Source organism: Kitasatospora sp. NPDC053308, from assembly GCF_055585785.1.
Genome location: NZ_JBVJJY010000031.1, coordinates 1 through 13,102, shown reverse-complemented (window position 1 = coordinate 13,102; position 13,102 = coordinate 1). Strand labels below are relative to the sequence as shown.

At 73.9% G+C, this 13,102-nt stretch carries 14 protein-coding genes and 1 pseudogene; 6 read left to right on the top strand and 9 right to left on the bottom strand.

What is annotated here, in order from left to right:
* Positions 1-235: 235 nt before the first annotated feature.
* A complete protein-coding gene (locus ACZ6Y7_RS35835) occupies positions 236-1,456 on the bottom strand; it encodes a cytochrome P450 (RefSeq protein ID WP_465762145.1) in 1,221 nt (406 codons plus the stop codon).
* 130 nt (positions 1,457-1,586) lie between these two features.
* Entirely contained in the window at positions 1,587-2,204 is a 618-nt protein-coding gene (locus tag ACZ6Y7_RS35830; RefSeq protein WP_465762144.1) for a TetR/AcrR family transcriptional regulator, read from the bottom strand.
* Between the two features lie 135 nt (positions 2,205-2,339).
* On the opposite strand from ACZ6Y7_RS35830, the gene ACZ6Y7_RS35825 reads away from it, so the two are divergent.
* Positions 2,340-2,783, top strand: coding sequence for a DUF4345 domain-containing protein (locus ACZ6Y7_RS35825; RefSeq protein ID WP_465762143.1), 444 nt, complete (start codon positions 2,340-2,342; stop codon positions 2,781-2,783).
* On the opposite strand, the gene ACZ6Y7_RS35820 is transcribed toward ACZ6Y7_RS35825, so the two are convergent.
* Positions 2,762-4,342, bottom strand: coding sequence for an FAD-dependent monooxygenase (locus ACZ6Y7_RS35820; protein WP_465762142.1), 1,581 nt, complete (start codon positions 4,340-4,342; stop codon positions 2,762-2,764). The two genes, ACZ6Y7_RS35825 and ACZ6Y7_RS35820, sit on opposite strands and share 22 nt — an antisense overlap.
* A gap of 112 nt (positions 4,343-4,454) precedes the next feature.
* Here ACZ6Y7_RS35820 and ACZ6Y7_RS35815 point away from each other — a divergent pair, with 112 nt between their 5' ends.
* Together ACZ6Y7_RS35815 and ACZ6Y7_RS35810 are read left to right on the top strand one after the other, a co-directional pair.
* Positions 4,455-5,090 carry a TetR/AcrR family transcriptional regulator gene (locus tag ACZ6Y7_RS35815; RefSeq protein WP_465762141.1) on the top strand — a complete coding sequence of 212 codons (636 nt, stop codon included), beginning with the start codon at positions 4,455-4,457 and terminating at the stop codon, positions 5,088-5,090.
* A gap of 307 nt (positions 5,091-5,397) precedes the next feature.
* A pseudogene (locus tag ACZ6Y7_RS35810) lies at positions 5,398-5,939 on the top strand (MOSC domain-containing protein).
* Between the two features lie 26 nt (positions 5,940-5,965).
* Here ACZ6Y7_RS35810 and ACZ6Y7_RS35805 read toward each other — a convergent pair.
* On the bottom strand, positions 5,966-6,334 hold the full coding sequence (locus ACZ6Y7_RS35805; protein ID WP_465762140.1) for a hypothetical protein: 369 nt from the start codon (positions 6,332-6,334) through the stop codon (positions 5,966-5,968).
* 233 nt (positions 6,335-6,567) lie between these two features.
* Positions 6,568-6,882 carry a heavy-metal-associated domain-containing protein gene (locus ACZ6Y7_RS35800; RefSeq protein ID WP_465762139.1) on the bottom strand — a complete coding sequence of 105 codons (315 nt, stop codon included), beginning with the start codon at positions 6,880-6,882 and terminating at the stop codon, positions 6,568-6,570.
* A gap of 256 nt (positions 6,883-7,138) precedes the next feature.
* Here ACZ6Y7_RS35800 and metF point away from each other — a divergent pair, with 256 nt between their 5' ends.
* Both metF and ACZ6Y7_RS35790 read left to right on the top strand, forming a co-directional pair.
* A complete protein-coding gene (gene metF / locus ACZ6Y7_RS35795; protein WP_465762138.1) occupies positions 7,139-8,104 on the top strand; it encodes a methylenetetrahydrofolate reductase [NAD(P)H] in 966 nt (321 codons plus the stop codon).
* A gap of 164 nt (positions 8,105-8,268) precedes the next feature.
* Positions 8,269-8,913: an SIMPL domain-containing protein gene (locus ACZ6Y7_RS35790; RefSeq protein WP_465762137.1), complete on the top strand. Its 645-nt coding sequence runs from the start codon at positions 8,269-8,271 to the stop codon at positions 8,911-8,913.
* Between the two features lie 49 nt (positions 8,914-8,962).
* Here the strand turns inward: ACZ6Y7_RS35790 and ACZ6Y7_RS35785 are convergent, their stop codons facing one another.
* From ACZ6Y7_RS35785 to ACZ6Y7_RS35770, 4 genes are read right to left on the bottom strand one after another with little or no spacing between them, the layout of a single operon-like run.
* Positions 8,963-9,463, bottom strand: coding sequence for a hypothetical protein (locus ACZ6Y7_RS35785; protein WP_465762136.1), 501 nt, complete (start codon positions 9,461-9,463; stop codon positions 8,963-8,965).
* Positions 9,463-9,852: a hypothetical protein gene (locus ACZ6Y7_RS35780; RefSeq protein WP_465762135.1), complete on the bottom strand. Its 390-nt coding sequence runs from the start codon at positions 9,850-9,852 to the stop codon at positions 9,463-9,465. Before ACZ6Y7_RS35780 ends, ACZ6Y7_RS35785 begins: the two co-directional genes overlap by 1 nt.
* Positions 9,849-11,429, bottom strand: coding sequence for a hypothetical protein (locus ACZ6Y7_RS35775; RefSeq protein ID WP_465762134.1), 1,581 nt, complete (start codon positions 11,427-11,429; stop codon positions 9,849-9,851). The genes ACZ6Y7_RS35780 and ACZ6Y7_RS35775 overlap by 4 nt, the downstream gene beginning before the upstream one ends.
* A complete protein-coding gene (locus tag ACZ6Y7_RS35770) occupies positions 11,426-11,740 on the bottom strand; it encodes a hypothetical protein (protein WP_465762133.1) in 315 nt (104 codons plus the stop codon). Before ACZ6Y7_RS35770 ends, ACZ6Y7_RS35775 begins: the two co-directional genes overlap by 4 nt.
* 443 nt (positions 11,741-12,183) lie before the next feature.
* Between ACZ6Y7_RS35770 and ACZ6Y7_RS35765 the strand changes: the two genes are divergently transcribed.
* On the top strand, positions 12,184-13,102 hold a 919-nt coding region (locus tag ACZ6Y7_RS35765; RefSeq protein WP_465762132.1), incomplete at its 3' end, for a heavy metal translocating P-type ATPase.

The window sequence follows — 13,102 nt, the reverse complement described above, 5'->3', positions numbered from 1 at the left end:
CGGGCCGAGCCCGGCCGTGCCGTGGCGTTGCGCTGCACCGCGGCGCGCCGAAGCGCGCAGGGCTGTGCCGCGCTGAGCCGTGCCGGGCCGTGCCGCGCCGCACCGCGCCGCGCCGCGCCGTACCGCGCCGCGCCAAGCCGTGCGGCACCAGCCCGCGCCGCCCCGCGCCGCCCCGCGCCGCGCCGGGCCGCCGCGGTCCGCGGTCCGTGCCGGTGGCGGCGGCCCGGCGCCGGGATCACCAGGTGACGGGGATCCCGGCCGGGCTGCGGGTGGTGCCGCCGAGCTGCCAGGCGATCTCCTCGACCGGGGTGGTGAGGCGGAGGCCGGGGAGGGCGGCGGCGAGGCGGTGCAGGGACTCGCGCATCTCGAGGCGGACCCGCCAGGCGCCGATGCAGTAGTGCGGACCGGCACTGAAGGCGAGGGTGGGGGAGGTGAGCGGGAGGTCGAGGTCGGCGTCGAGGCCCTCGGGGTAGACGGCCGGGTCGCGGTTGGCGCTGCCGAGGCTGATGGCCACGACGGCGTCGGCCGGGATGGTGGCGCCGCCGAGCTCGATCGGCGCGGTGGTGCGCCGGATGGTGGCCTCGTCGTCGCCGAGCGGGATGAAGTGGAGCAGGCGTTCGGCCGTGCGTTCGGCGGTGCCGGGGTCGGCGAGGCGGGGCCAGTGGTCGGCGCGTTCGCCGAGGAGGTAGAGGAGGGCGTTGCCGAGGGCCCCGGCGACGCTCTCGTTGCCGCTGGCGGTGAGGCCGGCGACGAGGTAGACGAGCGGCTCCTCGGGGATGCCGCCGTCCTGGTCGGCGGCCCGGACCAGTCGGCTGACCAGGTCGTCGCCGGGTTCGCGGCGCCGGCGCTCGATCAACTCCCGGGTGAACGCGCCGAACTCGGCGAGGACTTCGGCGTGGCCGGGGTCCGCACCGGCGTCCTCCCCGGCGGCCGGTCCCTCGCCCTGGGCGAGCAGGGCGAGCGTCCAGCGGCCCAGCCGCTCCTCGTCGAGACGGTCGGGTCCGTCGCCGTCGAGCCCCATCAGCCGGGTGGTGACGGCGAAGGGCACCGGCCGGGCGAAGGCGGTGACCAGGTCGGCGGGCGGCCCGGCGGCGACCAGCGCGTCCACGGACTGTTGGACGGCGGCCGCGACCCAGGGCTGCCACCCGGCGATGGCGCGCGGGGTGAAGGCGCGCTGGACGGTGCCGCGCAGGCGTCGGTGGGCGGGGCCGTCCTGGTTGAACAGGGACGCCGGGTTGGCGGCCACGTCGGCGGTGGTGCCCGCGGTGCCGACCTCGTGCAGGTCGGCCCGGGTGAGCCGGGGGTCGCCGAGGACCTGCCGGACCTCGTGGTAGCGGGTGACCAGCCAGGCGGGGGTGCCGTCGGGGAGGGTGGTCGGGCGGGGTGGCAGGGCGGGGGAGAGGGGGAGCCGGTGGAGCGGGGGGAGGGCGGTCCGGGTGTCGGCGGCGGAGTCCATGGGTCCCTTCGGGGTGGATGCGGACTTCACATCCAACTGTCATATTTTCAGCAACAGTTGGACGCTTCGTGCGGATTTTCCCGTTGCGGATCGATGGTATGCGTCCGGAGGCCCGGTGGGTGCCCGGCGGCTACCGCCCCCAGTCGGGCGCCGGGTCGGCGGGCAGCAGCGGCCGCAGCGCCCCGAGGACGGCGCCGATGCAGGCGTCGCGCAGCTCCTCGCGCGGACAGGACTCCTCGGTCAGCCAGTCGAGGACGAGCACCCGGACGAACACCAGCCAGCTGCGCAGGACCTGCGACACGGCCCGCCGCGCCGCCTCGTCCGCGAGCGGGAGGACGCCGAGCAGGCGGCCCCGGAGGGTGTCCAGCTCCTCGGTGATGATCGTCTGGATCACCTGGTCCCCGGCCAGGACGCGGTTGGCGGCCAGGACGGCGTGCCGGTTGGCGATGAAGTAGTCCAGGTGGGCGTCCATGCCCTCGACCAGCTGCTCCACCAGGGTGTCGGCCGGGTCGAAGCGGCTCCTGGCGAGCAGCTCGTCGGCGGCCTGCCGGTAGACCTCGGCGAACAGGTCGTGCTTGCTCGGGAAGTGCCGGTAGAGCAGTGCGCGTGAGACCCCGGCCTGCTCGGCGACCTCCTCCATCAGCACCTCCTCGTACGGGCGGGCGGCGAACAGCCGGGCGCCGACGGAGAGCAGCTGGGCGCGCCGCTCGGCGGGGGAGAGCCGTCGGCGTCGTTCGTGGACTGGCATGCGCGCCAGGTTACTTGACACGCGTCTACCGGGGGGCGCTAGCTTGGTAGACGCGTGTCAACTAAGGCGGCGTCGGTCAGGGCGCACGCCGTCGGTGGCACGCGTCGAACCGGACCGACGACGGGTGGGTGGGTCATGGCCAGGACACTGCGGGTGCTCGTGTGGACGATGGGGATCGCCTGTGTGGCGATCGGCTTCTTCCACATCCTGCTGGGGAACGCCGCGGTGCCCGGGATCGCGGACGCGGGGCCGACGGTGGGCAGCTTCGGCCGCTTCATGGGCGCGGTCTTCGCCGGGTACGGCGCGGCCTGGGTGTGGGCCGCCCGGCAGGAGCCGGTGCCCGCCCGGGCGGTGCGGGGGCTGGCGGCGGTGCTCCTGCTGGGCGGCCTCGCCCGGGTGCTCTCCATCGCGGTGGACGGGTGGCCGCAGGGCTTCCAGGTCGTGCTGATGGTGATCGAACTCGCCCTCCCGCCGGTCTACTTCCGGCTCGCCGACGCGGACGAGCGGCAACGCGGCCTGGAACGGCAGCCGGGGCGGCTGCCGGAGTCGGGCGGGCCTCAGGCGGCCACCGGGGCGTAGCCCCCCAACTGCTCGGCGAGGGCACCCGGATCGGCGGTGGCCCCGGTCAGCGCGACGTAGCCGTCCGGCCGGACCAGGACGACGGCGTCGCCGCGCAGCCCGTACGCGCGGGCGACGTGGCCGTCGGGGTCGAGCACGGCGGCCCGCCGGATCTCGGTGACGCGCCCTTCCGCGAACGGTGGTCCGGCCGGAAGCGCCGGGTGCTCCCCGAGGGTGAGCAGGGTGAAGTGCGGGCCGCGGAAGAGGTCGAAGAGCCGGGTCGGCGTGCCGTCAGCGGTGGTGCAGGGGGCGTCGGGGGCGCGGTCGCCGGCCCGGATGCCCGTGGTGCCGTCGAGGTCGCGGCCGAGCGGGCCGCCACGGTAGCCGACGGAGAGCCCGGTGAAGTCGGAGCCCGCGGCGGCCGGGTTGACGAACTGGTCGGTGAGCGCGCGGGCGCCGTCGGCGCCGAACAGGGCCCTGTGCTGGGCCGAGGTGGCGGCGAGAACGGCGCGGGCGACGGGCAGCCGCTCGGCCTGGTAGCTGTCGAGCAGTGCGTCCGGCGCGCCGCGCAGGACGGCGGCCAGCTTCCAGCTCAGGTTGTGGGCGTCCTGGATGCCGGTGTTCATGCCCTGGCCGCCCGCGGCGGAGTGGCAGTGCGCGGCGTCCCCGGCGAGCAGCACCCGGCCGTCCCGGTAGCGCTCGACCATGCGGACGGTCGGCCGCCAGACCGTCGACCAGACCGGTTCGTGCAGGGTGACGCCGGGCAGGCCGGCCCGTTCGGCGAACAGTGCGCGGAAGGTGTCCCCGGTCGGGTCCGGTATCCCGCCCTGCGCGTCCGGGGCGACACCGGCGTGCACGGCCCAGTTGCCGTCCGCCCGCATCGGGACCATGACCAGCGCGCCGACACCGAGCCGGGGGTCGTTCCAGACGTGCATGGCGTCGGAGTCCAGGCCGTCCACCTCCATCGAGGCCATCAGGAACCGTTCCTCCTCCCAGGTCTCGCCGAGGAAGGGGAAGCCAGCCAGCTTGCGGACGGTGCTGCGACCGCCGTCGCAGCCGACCAGGTAGCGGGCGCCCAGCCGTTCGATCCGGTCGCCGCGCCGGACGGTGGCGAGCACGCCGTCCGCGTCCTGGGTGTGGTCGAGCAACTCCGTACCGGTCTCGACGGTGACGCCGTACGCGGCGAGCCGTTCGCGCAGCACGGCCTCGGTGTGGTGCTGGCCGAGCAGCACCATCCCGGCGTACGGGCGGTCCGGCGTCGGGCGGATCCCGGGGGCCGGATCGACCTCGCGCAGGACCCGACTCCCCTCGTACGTACGGACCTTGAGGCCAAGCGTGCCGCGATCGAGGATCGCGTCGACGACGCCGAGGTCGTCGAACACCTCCAGGGTTCGCGGGTTGACGCCCTTGCCGCGGACGCCGCGATCGCGGAACTCCGGCTCCCGCTCGATGACGCGGCAGTGCACCCCGGCGCGGGCAAGCCCGAGGGCGAGCACGAGACCCACCGGTCCGGCGCCGACGACCAGGACGTCGGTGTGCTGGTGAGTCGTGGCGTCGGCAGTGGTGTGAGCAGTGCGCATGACGGATCTCCCCCTGGCCGTTCCGGCCATAAGATACGGCGCGTTTCTTGCCTCCGACTGTAGGCTGACCTCGATAAGAAACGCAACGTATCTCTGAGGGCGGGTGCGGGACGTGCGGGACGTGAAGGACGGGCAAGGCGGGGCGGACCCCTCCGTCGGCGACAAGCCGGTGCGGCGACGCGGTGACGAGCTGGAGCGGGCGATCCTGGACGCCGTCTGGGCCGAACTCGCCGACCACGGCTACGACCGGCTCACCATGGAGGGCGTAGCCGCCCGCGCCCGGACCAGCAAACCGGTCCTCTACCGGCGTTGGCCCAACCGGGCCGCCCTCGTCATCGCGGCCCTCGGCCGCAACGCCCCCGACTACCAGGAGCCGCCGGACACCGGCGACCTGCGCACCGACCTGGCGCAATTCCTGGGCAGCGTGCTGCACCGCTTCGACGACCTGCCGACCGACACCGTTCACGGCGTCCTCGTGGACCTGTTGCGCTACCCCGAGCTCCGGACCGGCTTCTCGGGCCTGGTGAACACCCAGGGCCCGCTCGACAGCCTGGAGTTGATGATGCGCCGGGCAGCCGCGCGGAACGAGATCGACCCCGGCCGGATCACCCGGCGCGTCGTCTCGCTGCCGCTCGACCTGCTGCGGGACGCCTTCCTGGTCGACGCGGCGGTCCCCTCCGACCGGGTCGTGGCGGAGGTCCTCGACGAGATCGTGCTTCCGCTCCTCAAGGCGCCGGTCGCGGGCTGACCGGCACTGACTGAGGCGTGTCTGACCATTCGCGTCGGATCAGTGCGCGGCGTTGGGATGCGTGCATCGCGAGGCGGAGGACGGGGGCACCTCCCGGCCGGAGGCTGGGGGAGAGTCCATTCGGTGGGGGCACCTCCCGGCCGGAGGCTGGGGGACATCGGCGACCGACGACAACGCGGCGAGGTGCGTGCCCTGGGGGTACCTCCGGGCCGAAGGCTGGGGGAGCGTCGCGCGCCCGGCGGTAGTGGTCGGACACGCCTTAAGCTTCGGGCTGGTCGAAGGTAGGCGCGCGAGGAAGGTCCGAAGCATGAGCGGCACCGTGGTGGCAGTCAGCAGCAACGCCGAGTACTCGTTCACCAAGCCGAACCGGGACGGCATCACGCTGCTCGCCGGGCTCGGTGTGGAGGGCGACGTGCACGCCGGGGTGACGGTCAGGCACCGCTCGCGCGTCGCCCAGGACCGACCCAGCCCAACCTGCGACAAGTCCACCTGATCCACCGCGAACTCCTCGCCGAACTCGCCGCGTCCGGCTTCGACGTGGCGCCGGGTGCGCTCGGCGAGAACATCACCACCGAGGGCGTGGACCTGCTCGGTCTCCCGGTCGGCGCGGTGCTGAGGATCGGCGCGCAGGCGGAGGTGGAGGTCACCGGCCTGCGCAACCCGTGCGCGCAGATCGACGCCTACCGGGCGGGCCTGCTCAAGCAGGTCGTCGGCCGCGCCGAGGACGGCACGATCGTCCGCCGCGCCGGCATCATGGGCGTCGTCCGCGCGGGCGGTCCGGTCCGGCCCGGCGACCGGATCGCGGTCGAGCTCCCGGAGGGCCCGCACCGGCCGCTCGACCGGGTCTGACGGATCGCCGGCTCGGCGAGGGGGGCTCAGCCGACCGGGGGCTCCGGCTCCGCGCGGTCGGCGGCGTCGGGGAGGTCTCCGGGGTCGGGGAGGGCTCCGGGGTCTCCGGGGTCGGCGAGGTCTCCGAGGCGCAGGTCGTAGAGGTAGGACTTGCCGGCCTTCCAGCTGCGCCAGGGGCAGAGCGGCGGGAGCGGCTGGTCGGCCGTCCCGCCGGGCAGGGGGGCGGAGTTGGGGACGCCCGCGGCGTCGACGGTGCACCAGCCGCGGTCGGGCAGCCAGCGGCACCAGACGTCCAGGTCGGTCCGCTTGAACGACGGCCGTCCGTTGAAGGTGCCGTCGGGCCGGAAGCGGTAGACCAGACCGTCCAGGCGGCGGACGAACTCGATCGACGGCATGGCGGCTCCCTCGGTCCCGGTTGCCCCGCCCGTCGTCCGGCGGGCTTCGAGGATACCCCCGCCCCGTACCGCTCGGTGCGGAGACCGATCCGGGCCCGGCGCACTTCGCAGCCGCCCCCCCCCCCGGGGCGGAACGGGGGAGCGCGCCGGGACCGTGCGAGGCGGGCGATGCCCTGGTAGGCCTCGCCCTGGCCTCCCTCGGCGAGGGCCGGTCGGGGATCGCCGCCGAGCCCTCAGCCGTCGAGGCGGCCGACCAGGTCGTAGCCGGCCTCGTCGATGGCGGCGGCCACGTCGGCATCGACGAGCGGCCGGGTGCCGGCGACGGTGACCCTGCCGGAGGCGAGGTCCACGGCGACCTCGGTGACGCCGTCGAGCTTCTTCAGCTCGGCGGTGACCGAGGTGACGCAGTGGCCGCAGGTCATGCCCGTGACCTGGAAGGCCGAGGTCAGGGCGGCGGCGGGGGCGGCGGTGGCGCCGGTGCCGCACGAACCGCAGCAGGAGCCGGCCTCGGTGGGGGCCGACTCGACGGTGACGGTGGTCTCGCTCACGGTGTGCTCCTGTCGTCATGGGCCGGCGCCGGCCGGAATGGTCCGGGCGGCTGCTTCTCCTCGAACATACCATACCCCCCTAGGGTATCTAAGGGGGTTCGGGCGGACCGGGCGCGGGACCTCGGCCGACACCGCCGCAGGCGGTCGAAAGCCGTCAACGCGTCGCTGTGACACCCCTGTTGCGGGCGACCGGGCAGGGTGGAGGCGCTCCCTCATGCCCCCGGACGACCGAACCCCACCACACGAGGTGAACCCCATGGACCAGACCACCCCGCGCGGCCCACGCGGCCTGCGCGAACTCCTCGCCGACGGCGAACGGACGTACTCCTTCGAGTTCTTCCCCGCCAAGGACGAGTCCGGCGAACGCGCCCTGTGGGCGGCCATCCGACGGGTGGAGGCGGTCGCACCGACCTTCGTCTCGGTCACCTACGGCGCCGGCGGCTCCTCGCGCGACCGCACCATCGAGACCACCGAGCGGATCGCCGCGCAGACCACGCTGCGCCCGGTCGCGCACCTGACCGCCGTCGGCCACTCCACCGCCGAACTCCAGGCCGTCCTGCGGCGCTACGCCGACGTCGGGATCCGCGACGTCCTCGCCCTGCGCGGCGACCCGCCCGGCAACCCCAACGGCGTCTGGGAGCAGCACCCGCAGGGCCTGCGGCACGCCGTCGAGCTGGTGCGGCTGGTCAGGGAGTGCGGCGCGTTCACCGTCGGCGTGGCGGCCTTCCCCGAGCGGCACCCGCGCTCCGCGGACTGGGACAGCGACATCCGGCACTTCGTCGCCAAGTGCCGGGCCGGTGCCGACTACGCCGTCACCCAGATGTTCTTCGAGGTCGAGCACTACCTGCGGCTGCGGGACCGGCTGGCCGCGGCGGGGTGCGAGACCCCGGTCATCCCGGAGATCATGCCCGCCACCGACGTCCGGCAGATCGGCCGCTTCGCCGAACTCAGCGGGGCGTCCTTCCCGGCCGGCCTGGCGCGGCTCCTGGAGGCGGCCCGGCACGACCGGGCGGCCGCGCACCGGATCGGCGTCGAGCACGCCACCCGCCTGGCCGAGCGCCTGCTCCGCGAGGGCGCGCCCGGCCTGCACTACATCACCCTGAACCGCTCCACCGCCGCGCTGGAGATCCACCGCAACCTCGGCCTCGACCGGGCGGTGCGGGGGGAGGCGTCCCGAGCCGCGGCCCCCGCGGCCCGACCGCTGATCGCCAGCGCCACCTGACGGCACCACCGCCCGCGCCCCGGCCCGAGCGCACCGCCCCGGGCCCCCGCGCTCCGGCCCGACCGCACCGCTCCGGGCGCCGGCCTCCTCGCCCGGGGAGGCCGGCGCCACCGCGTTCGGAAACTCCGCTGCCCGCCCGTCGGCTTCGTGGTTGACTCCCGATCATGCAGACAACGATCACGTCACCGTGGGGAATCACCGGCTACGGTGCGGCGAGCGTCCAGGCCGCACCGGACCTCGCCAGGATCCGGCTCGGCGTCGAGCGGGTCGAGGCGACACCCCAGGAGGCCTTCGGCGCCGCGCGCACCGCGATAGCGAACCTGCGCGAAGCGTTCCGGCTCCACGGTGTGCAGGACGCGCAGGTGTCGGCGTCCCGACTCGACCTCGAAACGGCCTGGAGCGGCTACGGCTCGGACCGGAAGTTCCTCGGCTACCGCTGCCACGCCGGGTTCGCCATCGAGTACCAGGACCTCGACTCGCTCGAACCGTTCCTGATCGCCGCGGTCGACGCCGGCGCGAACGAACTCGACGGTGTGGACTTCGACGTGCGCAACAAGCCGGAACTGCGCGCCGAGGCACGGGAGAAGGCCGTCCACGCCGCCCGGGCCAAGGCCGAGCTGTACGCCACGGCCGCGGGCGTCCGACTGGGCCCGGTCATCCACATCGAGGACGTCGACCCGGAGAGCATCGGCGGAGGCCGCTACCGGGGCCACGGCGGCGGGGACGGCGTCTCCGAGGCCGACCTCGCCCCCGGCGCGGTCGTGGTCTCGGCCGCCGTGATGCTGGGCTTCGCCATCGCGCCCGCGTAGCGCCCCCGAAGCGGCCCGGCCGCCGGCCTGGCCGGAGGCGGGCCGCCGGTCAGTGCACCGTGACCTGGATGCTCTTGGAGACGTCGCAGCGGTCCCCGGCGTACTTCGGCACGCCGGCGTGGCAGCCGCCCTCGCCGAACAGCCAGGTGAGGGTGGTGGTTCCGGGGGCCAGGGCGGTGAAGGTCAGGTCGAACTCGGAGCCGCAGCCCGCTGCGGGCTGGTCCGTGGGGCAGGGGGTGATGACGAAGTTCGGGCCGGGCCGCAGCACGGTGGGGTCGCCCGCCGAGTCGAGGTACCACCACTTCGGCCGGGCGCCGCCGGTCGTCCTGACGCCGAGCTGCTGTCCGACCGTCAGGGTCACCGTGCTGGGCGGGTACGGGGAGACCGGGTTGTCCGTGTCAGTGGGGAGCGGGACCTCCACCTGCGGCCGGGTGGCGGTGGCGGTGGCCGGCCCGACCGGATCGGGGTCGGACCACCAGCCGTTGAGGTAGGAGAGGAGCAACACGGAGGCGGCCGCGATGGCCACCACGGAGGTGATCAGCCGGCGCATCAGTTGCCCTCCTCCCGGACCCGGCGACGCATGGTGATCAGCAGCGCGACCTCGGCCAGCCAGCGGGCGAACAGGACCTCGCGCCCCAGGTCCGCCCCGCCGGCCGCGGCCGCGCGCAGCCAGCCGCGGACCAGTGCGCCCGGTTCCTCTCCGATCACCGGCTCCGGCAGGTCGAGCGCACCGGAGAAGCCGCCGGCGCGGACGTACCGGGCCAGGACGCCCAGTGGCTCGGGGCCGATGCCCAGGGCCTCGGCCTGGTAGGAGGCGGCGATCGCCGCCTCGCCGAACAGCACGCGGCGCGGGACTCCGTCGATCAGCAGGCCGCGGGTGACGGCGGACTCGACGTCGTAGCCGGTCGTCAGCTCGGAGTCGGGGAGGTAGTCGGTCATTTCGGCAGCTCCGCGCCGTAGGGTCGGTTGATCTTCGCGTCGCCGGTGAGGCCGCCGGTGTCGATGTGGTTGTGGATGAACTGGTCCTCGGTCACCCACACCGACTGGCCCCACGGGTTGTAGACCTGCAGCCGGTCGCCGTCCCGGGCCACGATCACCATCTGGTGGTAACCGCCCTTGCTGGCCTCGTCGAAGGCGCAGAACGGCACCGGCTTGCCCTCGTCCAGGGCCTTCTCGATCCGGGTGACGGCCGCGCGCCGGTCGTCGTCGGTGTTCAGGTTGACGTATTCGTAGGTCGAGCCGGTGGCCTTCCCGAGGTTCTGGTCGGCGAGGAAGGTGCCGCCCTTCGGGCCGATCCCGCCGTCCGCCTGCGGGTAGACCTTCTGGTTGCCGTCGGCCAGTTGGCCCTGCTGGTACTGGCCGATGAAGAGCTGCTGGAGGCGTTGTTTGAAGTACTCGGGGGAGTCGGATCCCGGGACGTCGGTCATGTTGCCGGTGGTGAGCTGGAGCATCGTCACCGGGTCGAGCTTGAGGCTCGCGACCACCGTCGAGGCGGCGACGCAGTCGCCGACGTTGCGCTGGCTGTAGACGTCGTAGCCGTCGAGGATGTCGGCGCCCTTGTAGTTCAGCTTGATCGTCTGGGTGGTGGACTCCTCCTGCAGGGGATCCGAGCCGAGCGCCGGCACCAGGTGCTCGGACAGCCAGCGCGGGTCGTCGCCGTGGGGGTGGATCAGCGCGGCGAACTGCTGGACGTCGGCGACCGAGTGGCCGGCCGCCAGGGCCTTCCACAGGTAGGCGGCCTCCTCCGGCGACTTGGCGCCGGACAGGAGGTTCTGGAAGGCGAGCTGGTCGGTGCCGTTCATCACCGACATGAACTGCTTGGCGCGGTCGAGCTGGTTGTCGGTCAGGATGTAGTCGCCGTCCGCACTGCCGCCGGGGCCCTTCTCGTTCGCCAGCACCAGCGCCGCCAGCGGGTCGATCGGCCCTTGCCCGGCGCGCTCGGTGCGGGCCTTGGCGGCGAGCTGGTTGAGCATGCTCGCGGCGTGGGTGCCGCTGCTCTCCGCCCGCTGGGCGGCCGAGATCCTGGTCGCCACGGCCGTGTTGGCGGGTTCGATGGCGGCGATGGCCTTGCCCGTGTCGAAGGCGTCGTCGGCGAGCGACTTCTGCACGTTCTCCAGGGCGGTCACGCCCTGCGCGTCGGTGCTCTGGGCGCCTTCCAGGTGGTCCGCCCAGGCGTTCAGTTCGGCGGCGGCCTGCTCCAAGGACTTCTGGGAGACGCTCAGTTCGTTCGCCAGTGCCCGCACGGACTGGGTGGCGTTCTCGGCGACCGAGCCGGTCCAGGCGTTCGGCAGCCGGTGGTCGGCGACCTCCCCGAGGTCGGTGGACGCCTTGGCGTAGGCCTTGGCGGTCTCCGCGTAGGCCTTGGCCCGCTCGCGGATCACGCCCGGGTTCCCGGCCGGCCCGGGCACGGCCAGGGCCTTGTCGATCGCGCCGATGAGCGCGACGCCGATGAAGAAGCCGGAGCCGGGGTGGGTGATGGCCTGCTGCGCGTTCTGCAGGTCCGTGACCTTGCTCATCGGGTCTGCGCCGGGGTCAGCGATGCGGTGAGCTTCGTCTCCGCGGCGCGGTAGTTGGCGGCGGTGGCCGACATCTTCTGGACCAGTTCGGCCACGGCGCGCTGGGTGACGTGCAGTTCCTGGGACCAGTTGCCGTCGAAGCCCGCCCAGGCCTGGTCGACCCCGAACTCGCCGAAGTCGGCGGACTGGTAGGGCTTCTGCGCGGTGTAGGACTGGTTGGCCGAGGCCAGGTCGGTCGCGACGTTGCTGAGTGCCGTCGTCACGTGGTCCAGCGCGTCGGGCTGGACGGTGTACCCCACCGAGTCGGGCATCGGCTGCTCTCCCCCAAGAAGCTCCAGTGGCTCGCCGTGATCGGACGAGCCCGCGGTCGACGAGCATAGACGTCGGCGGGGGAGGGCCGGTTCCGCGGCCGCGCCCGCGCCGTCCGGGCGGTGCGGTGCGGGGGCGGCGCGGGGGGCGGTGCGCCGCCGTTCCCGCATACCCCGTACGGGTAGGGGGCGGTCGGCGCTCGGCGGATTTCCGCAGCGCGGCGTGCCCGGCCGGGGCGCCCGCCGGGAAGGGCGCGCCACCAGGTGTCGAGGCGATCGGCCCGTCGTGTCGAGAGATACCCCTCCGCGGTATCGCCAAAGCTTGCGACAGATACCCCTGGGGGGTATAAAGGACCTCGGTGCGGCTCACTACCCCTGCCGGGTATGAAGGGCCGAGCCGCAGAACGTACCGCCCACCGCGCGAACGACTGTCCCGAGGAGCGACGATGACGACGCAGGCACCCGCCTCAGCGGAGGTGGAACTCTCGATCGGCGGAATGACGTGCGCCTCGTGCGCGGCCCGGATCGAGAAGAAGCTCAACCGGATGGACGGGGTCACCGCCAGCGTCAACTACGCCACCGAGAAGGCGAAGGTCTCCTTCGCGGGCGACGTCCAGGTGGCCGACCTGATCGCCACCGTCGAGGCCACCGGCTACACCGCCGCCCCGCCCAAGCCCCCGGCGGCCCAGGCGCCGACCGGCGAGCCGGCCGAGCCGGCCGACGAACTGGCCCCGCTGCGCGCCCGGTTGTTCACCGCCGTCGCGCTGGCCGTACCGGTGGTCGCGATGGCGATGGTGCCCGCGCTGCAGTTCGACAACTGGCAATGGCTGTCGCTGACCCTGGCCGCGCCGGTGGTCACCTACGCCGCCTGGCCGTTCCACCGGGCCGCCTTCACCAACGCCCGGCACGGCGCCGCGACGATGGACACCCTGGTCTCACTCGGTACGGGCGCCGCGTTCCTGTGGTCGCTGTGGGCGCTGTTCTTCGGCGACGCCGGAATGCCCGGCATGCGGCACGGCTTCGAGTTCACCATCGCCCGCGGCGACGGCGCCTCCGACATCTACCTGGAGGCCGCGGCCGGCGTCACCGCCTTCATCCTGGCCGGACGCTACTTCGAGGCCCGCTCCAAGCGCACCGCCGGCGCCGCGCTCAAGGCGCTACTGGAACTGGGCGCCAAGGACGTGACGGTGCTGCGCGGCGCGGCCGAGGTGCGCATCCCGATCGCCGAACTCGCCGTCGGGGAGCGCTTCGTGGTCCGGCCGGGCGAGAAGATCGCCACCGACGGCGTGGTGGTCGAGGGCACCTCCGCGGTGGACGCCTCGATGCTCACCGGCGAGTCCGTCCCGGTCGAGGTCGCCGTCGGCG